The 21,059-nt window shown below is 65.5% G+C and carries 23 protein-coding genes and 1 tRNA gene; 14 read left to right on the forward strand and 10 right to left on the reverse strand.

The features are described 5' to 3' along the window. The first annotated feature begins 43 nt into the window (after positions 1 to 43). A complete protein-coding gene (locus tag FRZ44_RS01160) occupies positions 44 to 469 on the forward strand; it encodes a winged helix-turn-helix transcriptional regulator (RefSeq protein ID WP_225308487.1) in 426 nt (141 codons plus the stop codon). Positions 470 to 500: 31 nt separating this feature from the next. On the opposite strand, the gene FRZ44_RS27220 is transcribed toward FRZ44_RS01160, so the two are convergent. Further along, on the reverse strand, positions 501 to 1,019 hold the full coding sequence (locus FRZ44_RS27220; RefSeq protein WP_225308488.1) for a class I SAM-dependent methyltransferase: 519 nt from the start codon (positions 1,017 to 1,019) through the stop codon (positions 501 to 503). Then, positions 995 to 1,558, reverse strand: coding sequence for a hypothetical protein (locus tag FRZ44_RS27225; RefSeq protein ID WP_225308489.1), 564 nt, complete (start codon positions 1,556 to 1,558; stop codon positions 995 to 997). Before FRZ44_RS27225 ends, FRZ44_RS27220 begins: the two co-directional genes overlap by 25 nt. Positions 1,559 to 1,812: 254 nt before the next feature. On the opposite strand from FRZ44_RS27225, the gene FRZ44_RS01170 reads away from it, so the two are divergent. Then, a tRNA-Ser gene (locus tag FRZ44_RS01170) sits at positions 1,813 to 1,902 on the forward strand. Here the strand turns inward: FRZ44_RS01170 and FRZ44_RS01175 are convergent. Beyond that, positions 1,870 to 3,504, reverse strand: a complete 1,635-nt coding sequence (locus FRZ44_RS01175; RefSeq protein ID WP_151175451.1) for a recombinase family protein — start codon at positions 3,502 to 3,504, stop codon at positions 1,870 to 1,872. The genes FRZ44_RS01170 and FRZ44_RS01175 overlap by 33 nt on opposite strands. Before the next feature lie 18 nt (positions 3,505 to 3,522). Beyond that, on the reverse strand, positions 3,523 to 3,741 hold the full coding sequence (locus FRZ44_RS01180; protein ID WP_151175452.1) for a hypothetical protein: 219 nt from the start codon (positions 3,739 to 3,741) through the stop codon (positions 3,523 to 3,525). 30 nt (positions 3,742 to 3,771) lie between these two features. Between FRZ44_RS01180 and FRZ44_RS27230 the strand changes: the two genes are divergently transcribed. The 10 genes from FRZ44_RS27230 to FRZ44_RS01230 all read left to right on the forward strand — a co-directional run bounded on the left by FRZ44_RS27230 (position 3,772) and on the right by FRZ44_RS01230 (position 13,461). Continuing rightward, positions 3,772 to 4,410 (forward strand): CPCC family cysteine-rich protein, encoded by a 639-nt coding sequence (locus FRZ44_RS27230; protein WP_225308490.1) that lies wholly within the window; start codon positions 3,772 to 3,774, stop codon positions 4,408 to 4,410. Positions 4,411 to 4,599: 189 nt separating this feature from the next. Further along, positions 4,600 to 5,253, forward strand: a complete 654-nt coding sequence (locus FRZ44_RS01190) for a phytanoyl-CoA dioxygenase family protein (RefSeq protein WP_151175453.1) — start codon at positions 4,600 to 4,602, stop codon at positions 5,251 to 5,253. Between the two features lie 61 nt (positions 5,254 to 5,314). Next, positions 5,315 to 5,569, forward strand: coding sequence for a hypothetical protein (locus FRZ44_RS01195; protein ID WP_151175454.1), 255 nt, complete (start codon positions 5,315 to 5,317; stop codon positions 5,567 to 5,569). Positions 5,570 to 6,029: 460 nt separating this feature from the next. Next, positions 6,030 to 6,551 carry a MarR family winged helix-turn-helix transcriptional regulator gene (locus FRZ44_RS01200; RefSeq protein ID WP_151175455.1) on the forward strand — a complete coding sequence of 174 codons (522 nt, stop codon included), beginning with the start codon at positions 6,030 to 6,032 and terminating at the stop codon, positions 6,549 to 6,551. Positions 6,552 to 6,573: 22 nt separating this feature from the next. Continuing rightward, the gene (locus FRZ44_RS01205; RefSeq protein ID WP_263641907.1) at positions 6,574 to 6,909 is read left to right on the forward strand and encodes a response regulator; all 336 of its coding nucleotides are present in this window, start codon (positions 6,574 to 6,576) and stop codon (positions 6,907 to 6,909) included. A gap of 386 nt (positions 6,910 to 7,295) precedes the next feature. Further along, positions 7,296 to 8,105 carry a carbonic anhydrase gene (locus FRZ44_RS01210; protein ID WP_191908342.1) on the forward strand — a complete coding sequence of 270 codons (810 nt, stop codon included), beginning with the start codon at positions 7,296 to 7,298 and terminating at the stop codon, positions 8,103 to 8,105. 42 nt (positions 8,106 to 8,147) lie between these two features. Continuing rightward, the gene (locus FRZ44_RS01215) at positions 8,148 to 10,205 is read left to right on the forward strand and encodes a methyl-accepting chemotaxis protein (RefSeq protein WP_151175458.1); all 2,058 of its coding nucleotides are present in this window, start codon (positions 8,148 to 8,150) and stop codon (positions 10,203 to 10,205) included. Between the two features lie 95 nt (positions 10,206 to 10,300). Next, positions 10,301 to 10,678 carry a hypothetical protein gene (locus FRZ44_RS01220; RefSeq protein WP_151175459.1) on the forward strand — a complete coding sequence of 126 codons (378 nt, stop codon included), beginning with the start codon at positions 10,301 to 10,303 and terminating at the stop codon, positions 10,676 to 10,678. 537 nt (positions 10,679 to 11,215) lie between these two features. Next, positions 11,216 to 12,922, forward strand: a complete 1,707-nt coding sequence (locus FRZ44_RS01225; RefSeq protein ID WP_191908343.1) for a CHASE3 domain-containing protein — start codon at positions 11,216 to 11,218, stop codon at positions 12,920 to 12,922. Positions 12,923 to 13,083: 161 nt separating this feature from the next. Next, positions 13,084 to 13,461 (forward strand): thiol-disulfide oxidoreductase DCC family protein, encoded by a 378-nt coding sequence (locus tag FRZ44_RS01230; protein WP_151175461.1) that lies wholly within the window; start codon positions 13,084 to 13,086, stop codon positions 13,459 to 13,461. 21 nt (positions 13,462 to 13,482) lie between these two features. Here the strand turns inward: FRZ44_RS01230 and FRZ44_RS01235 are convergent, their stop codons facing one another. From FRZ44_RS01235 to FRZ44_RS01255, 5 genes are all read right to left on the reverse strand, one after another. Beyond that, positions 13,483 to 13,947, reverse strand: coding sequence for a nuclear transport factor 2 family protein (locus FRZ44_RS01235; protein WP_191908344.1), 465 nt, complete (start codon positions 13,945 to 13,947; stop codon positions 13,483 to 13,485). 189 nt (positions 13,948 to 14,136) lie between these two features. Then, the gene (locus FRZ44_RS01240) at positions 14,137 to 14,652 is read right to left on the reverse strand and encodes a DNA starvation/stationary phase protection protein (protein WP_151175463.1); all 516 of its coding nucleotides are present in this window, start codon (positions 14,650 to 14,652) and stop codon (positions 14,137 to 14,139) included. Between the two features lie 137 nt (positions 14,653 to 14,789). Beyond that, entirely contained in the window at positions 14,790 to 15,572 is a 783-nt protein-coding gene (locus tag FRZ44_RS01245) for an alpha/beta hydrolase (RefSeq protein ID WP_191908345.1), read from the reverse strand. Between the two features lie 173 nt (positions 15,573 to 15,745). Continuing rightward, complete coding sequence (locus tag FRZ44_RS01250; protein WP_151175465.1) at positions 15,746 to 16,411, reverse strand: response regulator transcription factor; 666 nt, start codon at positions 16,409 to 16,411, stop codon at positions 15,746 to 15,748. Then, positions 16,408 to 18,000, reverse strand: a complete 1,593-nt coding sequence (locus tag FRZ44_RS01255) for a PAS domain-containing sensor histidine kinase (protein ID WP_191908346.1) — start codon at positions 17,998 to 18,000, stop codon at positions 16,408 to 16,410. The genes FRZ44_RS01250 and FRZ44_RS01255 overlap by 4 nt, the downstream gene beginning before the upstream one ends. A 274-nt stretch (positions 18,001 to 18,274) precedes the next feature. Here FRZ44_RS01255 and FRZ44_RS01260 point away from each other — a divergent pair, with 274 nt between their 5' ends. Together FRZ44_RS01260 and FRZ44_RS01265 are read left to right on the forward strand one after the other, a co-directional pair. Next, positions 18,275 to 18,934 carry a helix-turn-helix domain-containing protein gene (locus tag FRZ44_RS01260; RefSeq protein WP_151175467.1) on the forward strand — a complete coding sequence of 220 codons (660 nt, stop codon included), beginning with the start codon at positions 18,275 to 18,277 and terminating at the stop codon, positions 18,932 to 18,934. A gap of 241 nt (positions 18,935 to 19,175) precedes the next feature. Further along, positions 19,176 to 19,376: a dodecin family protein gene (locus FRZ44_RS01265; RefSeq protein ID WP_151175468.1), complete on the forward strand. Its 201-nt coding sequence runs from the start codon at positions 19,176 to 19,178 to the stop codon at positions 19,374 to 19,376. A gap of 101 nt (positions 19,377 to 19,477) precedes the next feature. On the opposite strand, the gene FRZ44_RS01270 is transcribed toward FRZ44_RS01265, so the two are convergent. Further along, positions 19,478 to 20,812 (reverse strand): LLM class flavin-dependent oxidoreductase, encoded by a 1,335-nt coding sequence (locus FRZ44_RS01270; RefSeq protein WP_225308491.1) that lies wholly within the window; start codon positions 20,810 to 20,812, stop codon positions 19,478 to 19,480. Positions 20,813 to 21,059 lie beyond the last annotated feature (247 nt).

Here is a 21,059-nt window from a genome sequence, read left to right on the forward strand (position 1 = left end):
GGCGCAGGCAGCGGGGCAGGGAACCCAGGCAGGAGCTTTTCCGATGGCGCGTACGGCGGCAGTGACTGAATGTCCGATGGACTGGGTGCTGCGCATCCTGATGGGCCCCTGGACCACCTACATACTTTGGGTGCTGCTGCGTTCGGGTCCGAGCCGCTTCGGCGAGATCAAGCGCCAGGTGCCCGGCATCTCCGCCAAGGTTCTGACCGAGCGCCTGCGCATGCTGGAGAGCACCGGCATCGTCGACCGCCGCTATGAGGCGACCATCCCGCCGCGCGTGACCTACAGCCTGACCCGGCGCGGCGAAGAGCTGCGCCTCGTGCTCAATCAGCTGAACGAGCTCGCGCGCCAGTGGCGCGCCGCCGACGGCAAAGCCGTTCCGGCCAAGGAGGACGAGGTGCGGATCGCGCCGCCGCCCGCCGGCGGCAGCGCACCGGCGCCGATGCATGCGGCCGAGCCGGCCGAGTGACGTCCGCGCCCTCGATCGTTCTTCGCCGGACCTAAGGTCGCGCTTCCAGGATCAGATTGAACGGCGTCTCGGCCGCGCGTCGCACGCGGCTGAAGCCGCCCTGCTTGATGACCTCGGTCAGGCGCTTCTCCCCGGCCTGGGCGCCGAGGCCCAAGCCCACTTCCTGCGAGAGTGACGCCGGGGTGCAGATCATGGTCGAGGCCGCATAGAAAATGCGTCCCACCGGATTGAGATTGTCCTCGAACTTGTCGTTGGCAAAGGGCTCGACCACCATCCAGGTGCCGTCCTTCCTGAGCGACCGATGCACATGGGCCGCCGCCCCGGCGGGATCGCCCATGTCGTGCAGGCAGTCGAAGAATGTGACGAGATCGTAGTCGCGGCCGGGATAAGTCTTGGCCGTCGCGGTCTCGAAGGTCGCCCGGTCGGCGACGCCTTCCGCTTTGGCCAGCGCGCGGGCGCGCTCGATCGAAGGTCCGTCATAGCCGAAGCCGAAGAACGTCGATTTCGGAAAGGCCTTGGCGAGGATCAGGTCGAGGAACCGTGCCCGCAACCGACATCGGCGACTCTGGCGCCCTTCTCGAGCTTGGCCTTCACGCCGTCGAGCGCCGGGATCCAGTCGGCGACGAGATGGGCGGCATAGCCCGGGCGGAAAAAGCGCTCGGCGCCATGGAACAGCGCCACGTCATGCTCATGCCAGCCGACGCCGCGCCCCGTGCGGAAGGCGTCGGCGATCTTGGCCTCGTCGCGGAACATCGAGCCCAGCACCTGGAAGAATCCCGGCATGAAGCCGGGACTGCCTTCGGTCGCGAAGGCGAGGCGCTGATTGTCGTCGAGCGAATAGCGGCCCGAGCTCGTGTCGAAATTGACATAGCCCGCGGCCGCCTGCGCCGCGTGCCATTCGCGCAAATAACGTTCGGTGCAGGCCGTGCGCTGCGCGAGCTCGGTCGATGTCGCCGGCCCGCCTTCGGCCAGCGCCTTGCAGAGACCGAGCTGATCGCCCAGCGTCACCAGCGCCGCGGTCACCGCGGCCCCCATGTCGCCCGCCATCTTCTGCGTGAATTGTTCGAACGTTGCCGGTTCTGCTGCCATGACTGGCTCCCGAGGAGATGTCTCGCAGGAAAGAAACAACGCGCCCGAAGCGCGGAGTATGCGCTCGGGGCGGATGCTGCGCCACGCGCACTGGGTGCTGTGGACCCCGGCAGTCCCGACGGTGCCAAGAACCCTGCAAATCCAAGGCTTAGAGGGGCTCGAGGCAAGGGTTGCGCCGGGCCCGGGGCCTGGGCTAGGGTCCCCGCCGCTTCGCAACAGGACGCCGCCGGGCCAGCCTGTCGCCGATAAGCGCTGGAGGGGTGGCCGAGTGGTTTAAGGCACACGCTTGGAAAGCGTGCATAGGGTAAAACCTATCGCGGGTTCGAATCCCGCCTCCTCCGCCACTTCAGAACAGAACTGCGAACGCCGGGCGTAGCCGGCTTTACGCTGGCCGCAGCGGTCAGCGTCTGAAGCAGATTGCTCTTGGAGCCGATGATGCGGACCTCGCGGTCTGCGACCTCGACGCGCTGTGCGAGCGCGCGGAGATGGTCGCGGCGATAGCCGCCACCGTCGATCCTGATTCGCTCGCGTGCCGTCTTGGCGAACCTCTGGACCATCTGCGGCGTAACGGCTTGTTGCGTTGACGACTCCAGCATCGCGGCGGCACGCGCCGCGTCGGCTTGCGCCTGGTCGCGGATTGCCTTGAGGCTCGCGATGCGCTCCTTCAGCGCCGGGTCGTCGAGATCGGCGACGCCGGCCTCGATGGCGTCATAGAGCCGCTTCAAGCGTAGGTCGGTCTCGGCTGCGCGCTTGTTCAGCTCGGCAATGTGCTCGCGACGGCGCTGGGTGCGCTCCTGTCGGCGGTCGAGAACAGACGCCAATATTTCCTCGAGCCGCTCCGGCTCGAGGAAGCGATCGGCAAGGTGCTCGGCAACAAGGTTGTCCAGCTTCACCATCGGGATCGAGCGGCCTTTGCAGCCGGTCTCGCCCTGCCGGGCTTTGATCGAACAAGTGTAATAGCGATACCGCCCTCCCTTTCCGGTCCTGAGCGTCATGGCGCCGCCGCAGTCGGCACAGAAGCAGATGCCGGTAAGGAGGGTGGGACCGCTGACGACACGCGCCGGCGTAACTTTCGGATTACGGGCGCGCAGATGCGCCTGCACCGCATCGAACGTCGCCTGATCGATCAGCGGCGGCACTTCGACGGTGACGATCTCGCCGACTGGCTTGAGCATCTTGTTCTTAGCGCGCTTGTTGAACTCGTGGCGGCCGACATAAGTCGGCCGCGTCAGGATGCGGTGAACCTGGCCGATGCCCCAGCGCCCGCCGTCGCGGGTGAAGATGCGATGCTGATTCAGGTGCGTCGCGATGTTCTTGACGCCCATCGGGCCGGATGTCCCATCGCCCTCCAAGGCAAGGCAATAGATCAGCCGCACCGTGTCGGCGTGCAGCGGATCGATCTCCAGCTTCTTCTTGATCTTCGCGCCACGCTGCTCGGCCGCGACGACGCGGTAACCGATCGGCGGCAGAGAGCCGTTCCAGAAGCCTTGCCGCGCATTCTCCTTCAGGGCGCGGAGAACGTGCTTGGCGTTCTCCTTCGACTGATACTCGTCGAACAGCGCCATGATCTGCCGCATCATGACGTGCATCGGATCGTCGCCCATCTCCTGCGTGATCGAGACGAGCCTGACGCCGTTCTTCGCCAGCCTGCGGACGTAGAACTCCAACTCGAAGTGATCGCGGAAGAAGCGCGAGAAGCTGTGGACGATGACGATATCGAACGGCGCGGGCTTGCTGGTGCCTGCCTCGATCATGCGTTGGAATTCGGGCCGACGATCATTCGTAGCCGAAGCGCCCGGCTCCACGTAGGTCTCGACGAGCTGATAGCCGCGCGCGGTGCAATAGGCTTCGCCTTGCCGCTTCTGATCCGGGATCGAGACATCGTGCTCGGCCTGCCGCGCCGTCGAGACGCGCAAGTAAAAGACGGCACGCAACGGCACGGTCATCGCGATTGTCCTCTCAGATCATCGGCACGGCCCGAACAGTTCATCGAACAAATCCTCAAACCATGCCTCGAACACGACGAGCTCGGCGTCAGTGACCGGCACGCGCTCGGGCCAATCGTCCGTGACGGTCCAGGCCTGAACATCGTGCTTTGCCGGCCGGCCGATGCGCGGCCACGGTTCCAACGCAATGTGGAGGTCATCGGGCAAAATGCCCAGGCTGGCGCGCGGTCGAGACATCCCGACAGGATCGCGCCGCGAGCTTCCGGGATGAATGGCCGATCCCTATCCCGCAGCATCCTTCCTCTTCCCGGCCGTCTCGCGATGCAGATGGATGGCGGTTTCCATGTTGATATGATTGAGGTTTTCGCCGAAAGGTATGGCAAGGGTCTTCCGGCGGGTGACCGAAAAGCTCAATCATTCCAATCCACTGCGCGCGCCGGATGGCCTCGCTTTTCCCTTGCCGTCCAACGCCAGGCCGCTCAGGCTATCCGCGCCGCGCTTGAGCATGTCCTCCATCCGCCCATTACCGAGAGATCAATGAATCCATTCCCTTGTCCTTGCTGCGGATACATCGTCCATGCGGACCCGCCCGGTAGCTACGACATCTGCCCCATATGCTTCTGGGAAGATGACATTTCACAATTGCGATTTCCTGAGATGGGCGGTGCGAACCACGTGTCGTTAATTCAAGGACAGCGAAACTTCGTCAGGATCGGCGCAAGTGAAGAACGTATTCTCAAACACGTGCGCAAACCGCTTGCGTCTGAGCAGCGGGATCCGGACTGGAGACCTATTGATCCGGCACGGGATCAAATTGAAAGACCACAAGCAGGAGTCGATTATGGAAGCACCTATCCCGCGGATAGCACTCGACTCTACTACTGGCGAAAACCTCAGGCGCAATAAGGGCCTGTTGGCGAGCCGCCTATCTCTATCCGAGGGAAGCTGACGGAAACGGTCATAGGGCTATGGCGTAGACATAGTGCTCATCATCGTCGGTCGCGGCCCGCCACCCTACGCCTTCGGCTTCGGGTGGCAGGCCACTGGGTAGGCAAGTGGTGCAAAATCAGCTTCCAATGACAGATGAAGTGACACTTGCGCGAGGGCGCTCAACGCTTTAGCGCGGCCCTGGATGCCTCAGCGCTGAAAGCCGTAGAGAGCGCGATTGCCGATCTGTCTTCGGATCAAGCCGGCTTCAGGCTTCATGGGATTGTTCCCCTTCGACCGCTTCTAATTGCCCCCGGTTTGGTGGGTGAGGTTGCGGCTTCGGTTCTTGGCGAAGCATGTCGGCCGGTGAGGGCGATTCTGTTCGACAAGAACCCAACCACGAACTGGTCGCTCCGCTGGCATCAGGACCGAGTGATCGCGGTGAAGCAACGCATTGAAGTCGAGGGTTTCGGCCCGTGGACCATCAAGAGCGGTTTGCCCCATGTCGCCCCTCCCTTTGAGATTTTGGCCGGGATGATAACCCTACGGGTCCACCTTGATCCGGTGCCGGTCACAAACGCACCTTTGATCATCGCGCCAGGATCTCACCGGCTGGGGCGTATTTCGGAATCCGAGGTCTCACGTGCCGTGCGGCAGTGCGGAACTATGGCTTGCCTCGCTGATGCCGGTGACATCTGGCTTTATGCGACGCCAATTCTCCATGCCTCAGAGGCGGCTCTCAAGCCGGAGCATAGGAGAGTCTTGCAAGTTGATTACGCAGTCGCAGATCTTCCCGGTGGACTGGAATGGCTCGGTGTTTGACGCATCATGGCCATTTTCTGAAAATCAGGTACTGTTGAGCGTAAATGGCGAGGACATCCTAATGCGCCCCTTCCTGCTTCTGCCCCTGATCCTGCTGGCCTTGCCGATGGCCGGCTGTTCCGGTCCGACCGTCACGGAGTCCTCGGCCGACGGCGTCGTGATCCGCCAGTTGGCGGTCGCGGACGACTTCCCCAAGATCCAGGCCCAGGCCGACAGCGAGTGCGACAAGCACAGCAAGATCGCGCAATTCGTCCGCTATTCCGACGAGACGCTGCTGGGGCCGCGCAACGCCTATTTCGATTGCGTCGCGCCCTGATCGCGGCGCTGTCGCCAGCGCGCTCGATCGTCCTGGTTCATGTACTGACGTGAAGCCACGCTTCGCCCGCCGATAATGCTTCCGAACCGCACCGCGAGGCGCAACGCCGGAGGCCTCTGGCCTCTTCCGCCATGCCGGCATCGCCGGGCGCCAGACGCCGACTGTGGAATCGCCATGGGCGCACCCGACCCGCACTGCCGCCATCTTTCGGAACCGCGGCAAGCCACGTCTTGCTATCCTTCGGCGTGGGCAGGTTGCCAAACTGCCATGTAACCCGAAGGAGCGCGCATGATAAGTAAACCGGCTGTGTGGAGTCGGCTTACCTCACCGGCTGCCCCACGCCCGTAACTGGCTTTGCTCGAAGGACGCCTCTTCAAGACCAGCATATGAACACGGCAACAGATGGCGGGGCCCCAACTCCATCGCTGGCCTCCCTGCTCGCGCTCGATGGACGCTGCCGATGAAGGCGTCGCGAGCGAAGCGTGCGGGTCACGACAGGAAGCTCCGCGCGATCGCGGAACTGCTCGATCACACGATGCGAATGATCTATAGCCAGTGCTTCGTCGAAGGGCTGAATCCGGCGCAATGGAGCGCCCTGCGCTATCTCGACCGCGCCAATCCGAGTTCCCATACGCTGACGAATTTTGCGCGGGTTCATTGCGTCAGCAAGGCAGCGGCCTCGGACACGATTGCCGCGCTCGTCCGCAAGAAGCTGGTCGCGAAGAAGAAGGATCCGCATGACGGGCGGGTCACGCGGATCGATCTGACGGACAAAGGGCGAAAACTTCTGGTCTCGGATCCGCTCAATCTTCTCATCGAGGCCCTGGCGAAGCTTCTTCCTCAGCAGCAGGAGGTGGCGGCCGAAGCCGCGGCGATCGCGGCGCGCGGCGTCTATGCGACCATCGCCGATCGAACGCCGACGCAGACCCCGCCCCGCAACAGCAGCCGACACAGGCGCCATGGCTCGAATTCTGCTCGTTGAAGACAACCGCGAATTCAGATCGATGCTGCGCGATCTTCTGCGGGCGGCCGGTCACGAGGTCACCGAAGCCGAGAATGGCCGCGTCGCCATCGCCTGCCTGCGCAGCGCCCGCTATGATCTCCTCGTGACGGATGTTCTGCTGCCGGAGGCGGACGGCACGGAGGTCATCAAGGTGACGGCAACACTCCATGGGGACATGCCCATCATCGCCATGTCCGGCGGCGGCCGGGAATTGCCGGCCGTTGTAGCTTTGGCGCTGACCGAGGCCGTGGGCGCGCATCGGGCGCTCTTCAAACCCTTCCGGGATACCGAATTGCTGGCCGCCGTCGACGACTTGCTGCCGGAAAAACGCCCGTAACCGCCGGTTTCTCTCGGCCCCGCAAGCCTCGGACGCGGCTGCTGTCCGGCCTCTCCCCGCCTCTCCCCGCCTCCCTCTGCGAGCAAGGGAAGCCGCCGCGCCTGACCGGCGGCGGTCTCCCGCGCGCGTTTCGGGGCGCGAGGGGTTAGCCGAACGGTTATCTCCAATTTTAAGAAAGTCGTTAGGACTCCTACCTATATCTCGGAATAACACATCGCGCCTGTGATCTCGCCGCTTCCCCGCGCATGTCAGCCAACGCCGCAAGATCGCTTTGCGGGTTGCCTGCCTGGAGGGATCACAGGCCGGTCATGGAGGCCCCGATCGGTGGCGAGGTCCGCCATCGATCGGCGGTCCCCTGTGACCGACCCACAGAGGAGGAGCCTATCGTGACTGTCCGCATCTCGCGCCGCCGCGTTATTCAACAGCTCGCCATCGGCAGCGTCGCCTGTCCGACCTGCCTGTCGCTCCTCGGCGGCCGCCACGCACAGGCGGAGTCGGCGACGACCCCGTCCCATGGCGGCGCGGCGCATTGGAGCTACGAAGGCGAGGCAGGCCCGCAGAACTGGGGCGAGCTCTCGGCCGACTTCCGCGTCTGCGAGCTGGGATTCGAGCAGACTCCGATCGATCTCAGGAACGCGGTCAGCGCCCAGCTCGCCGGTGTCGAGCCCGACTTCCAGAGCATGCCGCTGACGATCATCAACAACGGGCACACCATTCAGGTCAATTGCAGCCCCGGCTCCCGGACCCGGATCGACGACCGTCCGTTCGAGCTCCTGCAATTCCATTTTCATCATCCGAGCGAGCATCTTCTCGCAGGCCGCGCTTTCGAGCTGGAGCTGCATTTCGTCCATCGCTCCGACACCGGCCAGTTGGCCGTGCTCGGCGTCTTCATCCAGCTGGGTGCCGAGAATGCCGCGCTGGAGCCCATCTGGGACGCAATGCCGACGGAAGCGGGGCCGGCCCAGGAGGTCGGCACGCCGATCCGTCCCGCGGCGCTGCTGCCGACGGATCGGGGCTTCTTCCGCTATCAGGGCTCGCTGACGACGCCGCCCTGCTCGGAAGGCGTGCTCTGGACGATGTTCAGGCAGCCGATCGAGGCCTCCGAGGCCCAGATCCGCAAATTCGCGGGGCTCTTCCCGGTCAATGCGCGGCCGGTGCAGGGCGTGAACCGCCGTTTCCTGCTGCAATCCCTTTAAAGACCCTCCCGGGCGACGCCCGGGCAAACGGAGATCGTGATCATGTCGAGTATGATTTTGTCTGCGAATGCGAAGCGGGGCGGCCTCATGGCCGGCCTGGCCAATATGAAGGTCAAGACCAAGGTGCTTTCGGGCTTCGGGCTCGTTCTGCTGCTGTTGGCCGGCGTTTCCGCCATTTCCTTCATGGGCTTCTCCTCGATCTCGAGCCAGTTCGGCGACTACAGCACCGCCGTGGGCGTCGCCGCCGACGCTGGAGAGATCGAGCGCGACGTGGTCAAGCTGCGCCGGAACATCGATAACTATGTCGGCATGCGCGATTCCACGGCCGCGAAAGACGCGGCCGAGGTGGAGAAGAAGCTCCAGGAAGAAATCGACGCGGGTCTGAAGCACGCGGTCGACGAAACCCAGAAGAAAGCGTTCGAAGAGGTGGGTACAACCCTCTCAACGATCATCGGGAATTTCGGCAAGGTGGAGGAGCTCGAGGCGGAACGGGTCAGGATCGCCTCGGAAGTGTTGGACGTCGCCGGCCCGAAGCTCTCGGAGGACCTCGAAGACCTCGTCCACAAGGCCACGCAGCGCGGCGACAGCAATGCCGCGGTCCTCGCCAGCTCGGCCCTCTATGAGATCATGAAGGCACGGCTCTACTCGAACCTGATGCTGGAACGGCGCGAAACCGGATCGGCCGAGCAGGCGGAAGCCGCCTTCGAGGAGGCCGCGAAGGCCGTCGGGCAGATCGAAAAGGTCGTCACCGATCCCGCGTTCCTCGCCGAGGTGAACGAGATCAAGACGCTGATCGCCAGCTATGACGAAGCCTTCAGGAAGAGCGAAGTCATCGATGGCGACATGGAGAAGCTGGTCAACGAGACGATCGGCGAGGAATCCGAGAAGGTGATGAGCGACGCCGAGACGATCAGTGCCGACGCGGCCAGCGAGGAAGAGAAGGTCGCCGAAGAAACCCACGGCGTCATCTCGAGCTCCGAGACGCTCTCGATCATCCTCAGCCTCGGCGGCATCGTCTTCGGCTTGCTGATCGCATGGCTCATCGGCAGCGGCATCGCCAAGCCCGTCATCGCGATGACGACGGCGATGTCGAAGCTGGCCGGCGGCGACAAGACGATCACGGTGCCGGCGCTGGGCCGCACGGACGAGATCGGCAAGATGGCCGACGCCGTCGAGGTGTTCAAGCAGAACGCCATCGAGATGGATCGCCTGGCGGAAGAACAGCGCCAGGAGCAGGAGCGCAAGGAAGCGCGGCAGCGGGCGGTCGAAGGCTATATCAAGAGCTTCGATCAGTCCGTCACGGGCCTTCTCGGCATCCTCGCTTCGGCCGCGACCGAGATGCGGTCGACCGCCGAGAGCATGTCGGCGACCGCCGAGGAGACCTCGCGTCAGTCGACGGCCGTCGCGGCGGCTTCCGAGCAGGCCGCGACCAATGTGCAGACGGTTGCGTCCGCGGCGGAGGAACTGGCCAGCTCGGTCGCCGAGATCAGCCGGCGTGTGTCGGAGTCCACCGACATTGCCACCCGCGCGGTGAGCGAAGCGGCACGGACCAACACGGAAGTCAAGGGGCTGGCGGAAGCGGCACAGAAGATCGGCAACATCGTCCAGCTGATCAACGACATCGCCAGCCAGACCAACCTCCTGGCGCTCAACGCCACGATCGAGGCCGCCCGTGCCGGGGAAGCCGGCAAGGGCTTCGCCGTGGTCGCCTCGGAAGTCAAATCGCTGGCCAACCAGACGGCCAAGGCGACCGAGGAGATCGCGAATCAGATCAACGCCATGCAGAGCGCCACCACGGGGTCCGTCGCGGCCATCGAAGGCATCGGCGGCACGATCGGCAAGATCAGCGAGATCGCCACGGTGATCGCCTCCGCGGTCGAGGAGCAGGGGGCCGCGACCCAGGAGATCGCCCGCAACGTTCAGCAGGCGGCCGCCGGGACCACCGAAGTGACGTCGAACATCACCGGCGTGACGCAGGCTGCGAGCCAGACCGGTGCCGCCTCGGCGCAGGTTCTCTCGACGGCCGGCGAACTCGCCAAGCAGGCCGAGCTCCTGCGCGCGGAGGTCGACGGCTTCCTCAACAACATCCGCGCCGCCTGATGGCGAGCGACGAAGCCGGGGGCACTGGCCGATCGGCCAGGCTGCCCCCGGTTCCGTCGCCGCGGATGCCGGTCATCGAAACGAGGAGACCCGCCATGGGTGCCATCGTCAACCATCCGGCCCTCCTCGAGGGAGGTGCTCGCACCATCGCCAATCTGCATGACCTGTTGGCGGCGAACTGCGCTCACTCGATCCGGGGGCTGGAAGAAATCATCCGCAGGCTGAAGATAATCGACTCGCTCGATCCGTCGTTGGGATTGGCACCCGCCATCGCAGGTTACGAACGTGTCATTGGCGTTCTTGCGGATATCGACCCTATAGCCATGCCGGAGGCGACGAAGATTGCCGATCTGACACGTCTGGTCCGGCTCCTGTCGGACACGGTCGCAACGGCCTGCGTGATCGTCCGGAGCAGCACCGAGACCGCATCGGAACCATCGGCACGGAGAAATGTCCGTACTGCCCGAGAGTGATTCTGTGGCCCTCATTCAACTAGGGAATTTCGAAAGATCTCGCCGTTAGGCCAAGCTATCGATTCTAATCGATACGAGTCGCGCATCGTCATTCCGGCATTCGCATTTCATGCGCGACGGTCTCGCGCCAGGCATGAACCGGTCGCCCGCCTGATCGGCGGCTGGCGGGGTAATGCAGGGTGGAGCCGCGCGGACGCTCGCGATCTTCTCCGGCTCGGCCGAGCGCAACACGACAATCCGATCGTGGCCGCGCGTTCCGGGCCCGACAAGAACCGGCGGGAGATGCAGCAGGCGCCGGCCGAGTCGCAGGTCTTGGATAGGAGTGGAGATCGGCAACGGAGTTTGGCGCGCGGCCGGCGATTGCCGCTCGAAACAGGAAGGGAGCTCGAGGTGTCCGTTGCCGGCGCTGTCCGATCGCGGCAGGAACCCCCTCGCGAGGGGTGGCGAACCCGATTCGGTCGGTCGGCTGCGCTGTGGCTGGCCATCCTCGCGATCTGGAGCTTCTATGGCGTCGCATACTACCACATAAACGCGCTGATGGCCGCCGGAGACGCGGCGAGGCATGCGCTGGACGTCCGCTACGAGGCCGAACGTCTGCTTTCCTTCCTCGGCACCGCCGAAACCGACCAAGAGGGATATATCATCACCGGCGATCCGGCCTATCTAGAGCCCTATCGCGCCGCCGCGGCGGAGACCCCGCGATCTCTTCAGCAGCTGAGCCAGCTGACCGCCGGCAATCCCGATCAGCAGCAGCGTGTCGACCGGCTCCGGTCCCTCGTGGCCGACCGCTTTCGTCTGCTCGAGGCGTTGATTCAGCTTCGGCAGGATCGGGGGCTCTCGGCCGTCGATACGCGGCGACTGTCGGAGGGCCGGGTCATCATGGATCGGATCCGGGGAATCGTCGCCGGTATGGAATGGGCGGAGAACGATCTCTTCGAGGCGCGCTCGGAGAGTGCCGAACAGCGTGTCGGGGATTCCGTCCTCCTTCTGCTCGTCGGGATCGTTGCCAGCACGCTGGTCATCGTCGGCCTCTTTCATCTGAAGCGCCGGGAGGTGGACCGGCGGCGCCACACCGAGTCCATGCTGCAGAAGCTCAATGCGGAGCTCGAGGAGCGCGTGCTGCAACGGACCGCGGAGGTCGAGCAGAACCACCGGTTTCAAAGCGCCATTCTCGAACGGATGCAGGACGGCCTGTTCGTCGAGCGCAATGGTCGCGTGGTCTTTGCCAACGACGCCTGTCTGCGTCTCTTCGGCGCCACGGCATCGGTGCAGCTTCTCGGCAAGCCGACGGTCGTCCTGTTCCGGCATGACGACCGTCAACTCTTCCAGGGGCAGGCCGCGGCGCCGGCCGAAGCCGGGAATCCGGTGCCGGCCATCGAGCGGCAGATCGTCCGCCTCGACGGAAATGTCCTCGATGTCGAGGTTGCTGCCGCGCCCTTCGACGGCAACGCCGCTGATGCGACGCTCGTCATTCTGCGCGACATGACCGAGCGCAAGGCGAACGAGAAACGGCTGATCCAGGCGCAGAGAATGGAAGCCATCGGTCAATTGACCAGCGGGATGGCCCACGATTTCAACAATCTGCTGGCCGTCGTTGTCGGCGGCCTCGGGCAGCTCGAAAGGGAGGTCAAGGACAACGGCAGGGCCCGCGCGTTGCTGGATGTCTGCATGAGATCGAGCCTCCAGGGCGCCGAGCTCGTCCACCGGCTTCTCGCCTTCTCCCGGCGCCAACCCCTCGACCCCAAGATATTCGACCTCAACGAGCGGGTCACCGGGACCATGGATATGCTGCGCCGGACATTGGGCGAGCGGATCGATATCCGCATGACTCTCGCCGGTGATCTGTGGCCGGCGATCGCCGATCCGGTCCAGGTGGAGTCCGCCCTCGTCAATCTCGCCATCAATGCCCGCGACGCCATGCCCGAGGGCGGCGTCCTCGGCATCGAGACGGCCAACAAGCCGCTGGACCCGCAATATGCCGCCGAGAATCCCGAGGTTGCGCCCGGCGATTACGTCATGCTTGCGGTGTCGGACAGCGGCAGCGGCATCGCGCCGGAGATCCTGAATCGGGTGTTCGAGCCGTTCTTCACCACGAAGGAGAGCGGCAAGGGCTCGGGCCTCGGCCTGTCGATGGTGCTCGGCTTCGCCCGGCAGTCGCGGGGTCATATCAGGATCCATAGCGAGGTGAACCGGGGCACGGTGGTTCGCCTTTATCTTCCGCGCGCCTATCCCGCCCCGTCCTAGACGGCCTCGCGGTCTCGCGGAGATGGCGGCCCCGGTCGCCGAGAGGGGTGAGGGCGGGATGGACTTGGGGCGCCGGGCATGGCTAGCGTGCCGGGCGGCGACCCGCGGGGAGACGCCGGTCGCAAGCCTCGCTCATGGTGCCGAAACGGAAATGGCCGGCCATGCTCGCCAAGCTCACCGTCTGGTACAACACCAAATGCCCGGTCTGTAATGCCGGCATCGACGGGCAGCGCAACCGGCTCCTACGCACGGTGCGGGCCGGCGATGTCGAATTCCGCGATATCAATCTCGAGCCCGGGGCGCTCGCCCGCTTCGGCGCCGATCTGGAAGCGGTGCGCCGCCGCCTTCACGGCGTCGATGCCGCGGGCCGGCTCCATGTCGGCGCCGATTGCGCGATCGAGATCTGGCGCCGCACGCCGGGCGATCGCTGGCTCGGCCGCCTGCTGGGCCTGCCCGTTTTCCGTCCGGTCGCGCGATTTGCCTATGACCGCTTCGCCGACTGGCTCTATGGCTGGAACCGGCGGAAGGGGCATTGGTAGGGGAGCGGCGCGCGGGTTTCGCTACAGCCCCAGATCGGTGAGGCCGGGATGACCGTCGGGCCGGCGCCCGAGCGGCCAATGGAACTTGCGCTCGGCCTCGGCGATGCGCTGATCGTTGATGCTGGCGACGCGCCGGCGCATCAGCCCGTCTTCGTCGAACTCCCAGTTCTCGTTGCCATGCGCGCGATACCAGTTGCCGCTGTCGTCGTGAAACTCATAGACGAAGCGCACGGCGATGCGGTTGCCGGTGAAAGCCCAGAGCTCTTTGATCAGGCGGTAGTCGAGCTCGCGATTCCATTTGCGCGTGAGGAAGGCCTCGATCGCCTCGCGACCCTGGATGAACTCCGCGCGGTTGCGCCAGCGGCTGTCGGGCGTATAGGCCTGGGCCACACGCTGCGGGTCGCGCGTGTTCCAGGCATCCTCGGCCAGTCGCGCCTTCTGCGCGGCGGTCTCGGCGGTGAAGGGCGGGAGGGGCGGACGAGCCATGGCGATCTCCTTTGCTGTCCTGTGATTGCAGTCTATTCGCCGCAGGCGATCGGATCGAGGCGGAAGATGAGGCCCTGCCCGTCGAGGCCGCCCGTCTCCCGCTTACGGCAATTGCACGGAGCGATCCGGCCGCCCCTCGATGGGGAAGTTCGGGAAGAGGCGTGCCAAGCACCCCTCTTCCGGACTCTCTCAGGCCAGGCGGGCGGCTTCGACCAGACGGCGGCCGTGCGCTTCGGCGCCATCCATCCAGATCTCCGGCGCGCCGGTGGCGGCCCGACCCGAGGGCGCCGCCTGGAGGGCATCGACGTCATGCATGTAGACCGCCAGCGCCACCATTTCCTCATGCAGCTTGGCCAGCATGCGGTGCGGCAGCACCAGGTCGGCCTCGTCGCCGACGAGATGGCGCAGGCGGTCGATATGATCGAGACAGCCCAGCACGGCGCCCCCGAGCTTCCGGGTCCGGTCGGCGATCGCGTCCATCGCGCCGATGATCCGCAAGGTCCGCTCGTCCTGCGGCAGGCGATGATCGCGGAAATAGGGGCCCGACAGATGCCAATGAACGGTCTTCGCCCGCGCATAGAGCGTGGAGAGATCCTCGAGCAGCGCCTCGAGCGTGCCGGTGGTGGCGGAGATCGGCCCGGCACCGTTGCGAACGGACGGGACGGCGAAGGCCGGGGCCTGCGCAAGCCGCTGCTGCATGTTCATGGTGCTGTCTCCATCTCGCGGGTGATCGATGCTGTCGTCACGCTAAGCGAGAGAACCACGAAGGGATTGCGCTCGGCTCGCGGCGCTTGAACGTTTCGCGCGTTCCCGCGGCGGCCTCGCCGCGGATGATCTTGAAATCAGACCGTGGTCGCGTGGGTGTCCGCCCAGGCGAGGCAGAAATCCGCCAGCGCTTCCCATCCGGGTTCGGTCAGAAGCCAGTGAGAGCGGCGCGGCAGGAGTCGCAGGGCGGTTTCCGCCGGCGAGCGAAGATGGGCGCGATAGAGGGCGCGAAGTGCTGAGGGCTCGAGGATGCGATCTTTCTCCCCGCCGACCAGCAGCAAGGGTGCCCGCCCGGGATTGGCGAAATCGATCGCGGTCCCGATTGCCAGCGCCGCCTCGACGACGAGTCGCCGCGCGGCCGGAACCAGAAAGCGCTGATGAATCTCGGCCTGCTCGGCGGCCGACAGGGTGTGGGCCACGCGTCTCGAGAACCCTCTCAGACCCAGCGCCCGACTCCGCCGCCATCCGCCCAGAACCAGCAGCGACGCCAGCAGCGGCCCCCTCAGCGACAGGCCGGGCAGGGCGCCGCGCGGGGGCAGGGGCGCCAGACCGACCCCCGCGAGACCCAGCCCGCGGTCGAGCAGCATCTGCATCACCAGCCCGCCGATGGAATGACCGATGAGGATCGGCGGCGCCGGCAGACCCGCGATGAGGCTCGCATAATGGTCGACGAGGTCGGCGACGCCGAGCGACCTCAGCCGCGGATCGGGCTCCCGCCGCAATTCGCCGACCGGCCGGTCGTGACCGGGCCAGGCGGGCGCGAGGCAGGGATAGCCTGCCTTCTCGAAGCGTTGCTGCCATCCCTGCCAGCAGTCCGGCGACAGAAACTCGCCGTGGATGAGGATGACCGAAGTCGGCATGGCAAGCCCGTGCGTTCGACGCGCCGGGGAAGACCGGCGCGTCCCCGCCATGGACCGCCATTGGGGGGTCCCCCGGCTTGAACGGGCTTGCGGAAATAGGACCGTTCCTGTGCCGCCAGGGCGGCGGCGCCTTGGGCGAATTGTCGCCATGGCGGGGGCCGGTGCGCGAGGGGCTATGCCGATGTCCCGGACTCGGGATGAACCCCGAGAGATTCGGCGATCCGCACCAGCTCGGCGAAGGAGCGTGCGCCCATCTTCTGCATGACGTGGCCGCGATGGATCTTGACCGTGACCTCGCTGATGCCGAGCTCGCCGGCGATCTGCTTGTTCATCAACCCCACGGTCGCGAAGGCCATGATCTCCCGTTCGCGCTTGCTGAGGCTGTCGAGGCGCTTGCGCAGCTCGTCGAGGCCGGCCTCGTTGAGGCGCCGGGTCCGGTCGCGTTCGATCGCTGTCGCCACCGCGTCGAGCATGTCCTGGTCGCGAAACGGCTTGGGAAGGAAATCGATGGCGCCGGCCTTCATCGCCTTCACCGACATCGGAATGTCGCCATGACCGGTCATGAAGACGATCGGTATCCGGTGATTGGCTTCGGCGAGCTGCTTCTGGAAATCGAGGCCGCTGATCATCGGCAACCGGACATCGAGCACGAGACAGCTGGCCGTTTCCGGGATGCCCTTCTGCATGAGCTCCTTCGGCGCGCCGAAGGCCTCGACCTTGAAGCCCACCGACCGCAGCAGGCTGCTCAGGGCGCTGCGCACCGCGCCGTCGTCATCGACGATGACAACCAGGGCCGCCTCGTCCGGATTCTCCAGGTTCGATATCGATTCCGTGCTCATTCCTCGTCCTTCGCCGCGGCAAGCAGAATATGAAATGTGGCGCCGTGGTCGGCATTGTTCTCGGCCCAGATCCGGCCGCCATGGGATTCGACGATCGAACGGCAGATCGAAAGCCCCAGACCGATGCCCTCCTGCCGCGTGGTGAAGAAGGCGTCGAACAGGCGGGGCATCGCATCGGCCGCGATGCCGGAGCCCTGGTCGCGTACCGAGATCCGGATCGACGACGGCCACTGCTCGCGCGATTCGACCATCACCTGCCGGGGCCGGTCGGTGACGGTTTCCATCGCATGCATGGCATTGATCGTCAGATTGATCAGGATCTGCTGCAATTGAATCCGGTCGATCCGCAAGGGCGGTAGCGACGGTCCCAGATCGAGGCGCAAGGCCACGCCATGCTCGGCCGCCTCGCGCCCGACCAGCAGGGCGACCTCCTCGATTACCCCGTTCACGTCGAGCGCCACGACCTGGGGATCGGCGCGGCGCGCGAGATTGCGCAGCCGCTGAACCACCGCGCCGGCGCGCCGGCCCTCGGCCACGCTGTGTTCGACGCAGGCCCGCGCTTCGCCCAGGTCGGGCGGCACGCGGTTGAGCCAGCGCAGGCAGGCCTCGCCGTTGGTCACGATCGCCGCCAGCGGCTGATTGACCTCATGCGCGATCGAGGCGGTCAGCTCGCCCAGCGTCGAGATGCGCGAGACGTGGGCCAGCGCGGATTGCGCCTGCTCCAAGGCACGTTGCGCCCGCTCGCGTTCCGTGATGTCGAGCACGCTGATCAGCACATTGCGATAGGAATCGCCTTCCGGCGGAAAGGTCGCCGCCATCAGGATCGCCCGGCGCTCGTCGTCGGCCGTGCGGATTGCGGTCTCATACTCGAACGAATGCTCGCCATCGAACATGGCGCAGAGCATCTCGCGGAAGGAGTCGGTCGTCTCGGGCAGGAGATAATTGCGCAGCGACGAGATCGCCTGCGTCTTCTCGCGCGCGCCCAGCAGTCGGATCGCCGCTTCGTTGACATCCAGGATCTGCACCATAGCGATGCAGTGCTGCACGAAGGAGGGATGATCCGCGAGGTAGCCGCGAATGTCGGCGACGCCGCGCTGCTTCAAGGTCCGCAGCGCGGACCGCACGGCGCTGAAATCCTCCTCGAAGATGGAGACGCCGGCGGTCTGAAAGATGTTGCGATAGCGCCGCTCGCTTTCCTTCAGGACAGCCGTCGCGCGTTGGTTTCGCAGCGCCAGCAGGCTGGTGATGCCGACGGCCGACAGGCTGACCAGGCAGCGAAGCATCGGGTCGCCCTCGAAGTTCCAGCCATGGCCGATCAGGAAGGCGATCATCGTCAATACGGCGCAGCCCAGCGACACCAGGATGATGCCCCGCCGGTCGCAGAGATCGACCGACATCATGATGACGACGGCGTAAAGCACGGCGACGGCGATGCCGGCCGGACTCACCGTGTCGAACAGGAAGATGGCGGCAGCGAGCGCGATCGCGAGCGCAATCCGGATCCGCGATACGCCCGCGGGCACCGTCAGGAACCGGCGGCGCGGGGGCGGGGTGGCGGGACCGCTATCGGCAGCTGATTGAAGGACCACGGGGGCTTTCGTCTCAATGGCTATAGGGCTGGGGCTATGGGTCTGGGAATGGCCGATCATAACGCAAGCCGCGACCCGCCCCGCAGCCGGAAATCGCCGGCGAAGCGCCCGTTCCGGGCGCCCATACCTTGGTATGAGCGGGTGACACTAGCGTCCTAGCGATCCTTCCCTCCGTAGAATTGTTCGCCGCGGCAATCGGTCCGATCTTCAGGGTGTCAACAAGGCCTCCGGTCACGAAGCGACCGACGCCGGTACCATCAGGAAGGGATCCCTCATGTTTCGAGAGACATCGATCGCCGCGAAAAGCCACACTGCGAACGCTGCTTTCTTTCAGGCCGCGGCGCCTGTGGGCCTCGGCGACGTCCAGGCCACGGTGGTCCAGCTTCTGACCAGCGCCACCGGTTTCCTGGAGCGCGATCAGGGCGCGGCCCGGCGTTGCCTCAACCGTGCCACAAGCCTGCTGGAATCGCTCAAGCCGGCGGAGGATGCCGAAGCCGAAGAGGGTCCAGCTTACCTGGCCCGCGGCGGGTTGGCCCCCTGGCAGATCAACCGCCTGAAGGCCCTGGTGGAGAGCCAGCTGGCCTCGGCAATCACCCTGGAGGAGATGGCCGAGCTCTGCCGCCTGAGCGTCAGCCATTTCGCGCGGGCCTTCAAGATCAGCTTCGGCGAGCCGCCGCATGGCTATGTGGTGCGCCGCCGCATCGCCCGCGCCCGGGAGATGATGCTCGCGACCGAGGAGCCCCTGAGCCAGGTGGCCCTGGATTGCGGCTTCGCCGACCAGTCGCATTTCTCACGGCTGTTCCGCCGGCAGGAAGGCTCCAGCCCCAGTGCCTGGCGCCGGGCTCATGGCGCCAAGCCCGAGACCCTGAAGTCGACAGGGCCGGCCCTCCGCCGTAGCGCCGTTGGATCGGAACCGATGCAGGCGGGCGTCTAGGCCGAAGGCCGAGGTCACCACGACCGGCCCGCTTTCATCACGAGCTCCCGCTGGCTTTCCCCCCCGGCCAGCGGGCGGGGCGTCAGGCTCAATTCAGCCTGGCTCTCAATACTGGCAGGGCCCGCAGTCTTCCCCCCGGCTGCGGGCCCTGTGTTTATGCTCCCCCCACCCTTCAGTCCCTGGCCGGCCCCTCAGCAAGGGGAGTAGCATCGTTTCTCCAACCTCGATGGGGAGAAGCAGCATGTCTGTCGCCCGTGTCACCAAATTGACCGCCAGTTCCTCGAAGGGCTTTCAGGACGCCGTGGATGCCGCCGTCAAGCGCGCGGCCAAGACGTTGCGCGGAATCACCGGCATCGAGGTGATCAAGCAGAAGGCCAAGGTCTCGAAGGGCAAGATCGAGGAATATCGCGTCACGCTCGAGGTGACGTTCATTCTCGAATAGAGATTGCCGCCGGCCCGGCCGGCGCCCACGACCCTGCATGAAGCGGCCCCGGGACGATTTGTTCCGGGGCCGTTTTCCTGAGCGCTGGAATCCCGGCGCCGTCAGGGCTCGGGAAAGAAGCGGTTCGCCGGCCGCGGCAGCCCCAGATTCTCGCGCAAGGTCTTGCCCTCATACTCTCTTCGGAACAGCCCGCGGCGCTGCAGCTCCGGGACGACGCGATCGACGAAATCGTCGAGCCCGCCGGGCAGATAGGGGAACATCACGTTGAAACCGTCGGCGCCCTCGGTCACCAGCCATTCCTCCATCTGATCGGCGATCGTGGCGGGTGTTCCGATCATCTCCAGCGTGCCGTAGCTGCCGCCGACATATTGCGCGAGCTGCCGGACGGTGAGGTTCTCCCGTCTGGCCTTCAGGATCAGCTTCTCGCGCGCGCTCTTGCTGGCATTGCTCTCCGGAATTTCAGGCAGGGGCCCGTCGAGATCGAAGCCCGAGACATCGGTTCCGAGCTGGACCGAGAGGGAGGCGATGCCGCTGTCCGGATGCACCAGCCCGTCCAGCCGCGCCTTCTTCTCCCGCGCCTCGTCGAGACTGTCGCCCACCACGACGAAGGCGCCGGGCATGATCTTGAGATGGTCGCGCGAGCGTCCGAGCTTCTCCATGCGCCCCTTCACATCGGCATAGAAACGCTGGCCGTCGGCCAGATTGTTCTGGCCGGTGAAGACGACCTCGGCCGTCTCGGCCGCGATCTGGCGTCCGGCTTCCGAGGCACCCGCCTGCACGATCACCGGCCAGCCCTGGATCGGGCGCGCGACGTTCAAGGGCCCGCGTACCGAGATGTCGGGGCCCTTGTGATCGAGGATATGCAGCCTGTCGGGGTCGAAGTAGATGCCGGATTCCACATCGCGGATGAAGGCATCGTCGGCCCAGCTGTCCCACAGACCGGTGACCACATCGAAGAACTCGCGGGCGCGGCGATAGCGGGTCGAATGCTCGACATGCTCGTCGAGGCCGAAATTCTTCGCCTCGAGCGGGTTTGCGGAGGTGACGAGGTTCCAGCCGGCGCGCCCGCCGCTCAGATGGTCCAGCGACGCGAATTTGCGCGCGACGTGATAGGGCTCGTTATAGGTGGTGGAGGCGGTGGCGATCAGCCCGAGCCGTTCGGTCACCACCGCCAGCGCCGGCAGCAGGGTCAGGGGATCGAACGAGGTCACGGTGGCGCTGCGCTTGAGCGCCTGCATCGGCATGTTGAGCAGCGCCAGGTGATCGGCCATGAAGAAGGCATCGAACCGCCCGCGCTCCAGCGTCTGGGCGAAGCGCTTCAGATGGGCGAAGTTGAAATTGGCGTCCGGAAAGGCACCCGGATAGCGCCAGGCGGCGGTGTGGATGCTGACCGGGCGCATGAAGGCGCCGAGACGCAATTGTCGTGAGCTGGCCAATGATCCGATCCTTGTGTTTGGCGGCGAAACGCGGGGGCGCGGAGCGGCCCCCACCCCGGGCCAAAAACATGTTCACGAAGGCGGGCATCGGCAAGTGACCGCTTGTCTCTCGGCGGCAGTGCCTGCGGCGGTTCGTGAAGCGCCTGACAGGTCGAGGCGACGCCGGGCACCGCTCGCTCACCCGGTATCGCCTCGGTAACAAACCGCAAGGCTGCGCTTCTCGGCGGCGGGGGCCCGCGTCTCGAGC

Source organism: Hypericibacter terrae, assembly GCF_008728855.1.
Taxonomy (GTDB): Bacteria; Pseudomonadota; Alphaproteobacteria; order Dongiales; family Dongiaceae; genus Hypericibacter; species Hypericibacter terrae.

Coding starts and splice junctions, on each gene's coding strand:
- FRZ44_RS01160 (WP_225308487.1), top strand. CDS start 44: ATGGCGCGTACGGCGGCAGTGACTGAATGTCCGATGGACTGGGTGCTG.
- FRZ44_RS27225 (WP_225308489.1), bottom strand. CDS start 1,558: ATGGCAGCAGAACCGGCAACGTTCGAACAATTCACGCAGAAGATGGCG.
- FRZ44_RS01175 (WP_151175451.1), bottom strand. CDS start 3,504: ATGACCGTGCCGTTGCGTGCCGTCTTTTACTTGCGCGTCTCGACGGCG.
- FRZ44_RS01180 (WP_151175452.1), bottom strand. CDS start 3,741: ATGTCTCGACCGCGCGCCAGCCTGGGCATTTTGCCCGATGACCTCCAC.
- FRZ44_RS27230 (WP_225308490.1), top strand. CDS start 3,772: ATGAATGGCCGATCCCTATCCCGCAGCATCCTTCCTCTTCCCGGCCGT.
- FRZ44_RS01195 (WP_151175454.1), top strand. CDS start 5,315: ATGCGCCCCTTCCTGCTTCTGCCCCTGATCCTGCTGGCCTTGCCGATG.
- FRZ44_RS01200 (WP_151175455.1), top strand. CDS start 6,030: ATGAAGGCGTCGCGAGCGAAGCGTGCGGGTCACGACAGGAAGCTCCGC.
- FRZ44_RS01205 (WP_263641907.1), top strand. CDS start 6,574: ATGCTGCGCGATCTTCTGCGGGCGGCCGGTCACGAGGTCACCGAAGCC.
- FRZ44_RS01215 (WP_151175458.1), top strand. CDS start 8,148: ATGTCGAGTATGATTTTGTCTGCGAATGCGAAGCGGGGCGGCCTCATG.
- FRZ44_RS01220 (WP_151175459.1), top strand. CDS start 10,301: ATGGGTGCCATCGTCAACCATCCGGCCCTCCTCGAGGGAGGTGCTCGC.
- FRZ44_RS01225 (WP_191908343.1), top strand. CDS start 11,216: ATGGCCGCCGGAGACGCGGCGAGGCATGCGCTGGACGTCCGCTACGAG.
- FRZ44_RS01230 (WP_151175461.1), top strand. CDS start 13,084: ATGCTCGCCAAGCTCACCGTCTGGTACAACACCAAATGCCCGGTCTGT.
- FRZ44_RS01235 (WP_191908344.1), bottom strand. CDS start 13,947: ATGGCTCGTCCGCCCCTCCCGCCCTTCACCGCCGAGACCGCCGCGCAG.
- FRZ44_RS01240 (WP_151175463.1), bottom strand. CDS start 14,652: ATGAACATGCAGCAGCGGCTTGCGCAGGCCCCGGCCTTCGCCGTCCCG.
- FRZ44_RS01245 (WP_191908345.1), bottom strand. CDS start 15,572: ATGCCGACTTCGGTCATCCTCATCCACGGCGAGTTTCTGTCGCCGGAC.
- FRZ44_RS01250 (WP_151175465.1), bottom strand. CDS start 16,411: ATGAGCACGGAATCGATATCGAACCTGGAGAATCCGGACGAGGCGGCC.
- FRZ44_RS01260 (WP_151175467.1), top strand. CDS start 18,275: ATGTTTCGAGAGACATCGATCGCCGCGAAAAGCCACACTGCGAACGCT.
- FRZ44_RS01265 (WP_151175468.1), top strand. CDS start 19,176: ATGTCTGTCGCCCGTGTCACCAAATTGACCGCCAGTTCCTCGAAGGGC.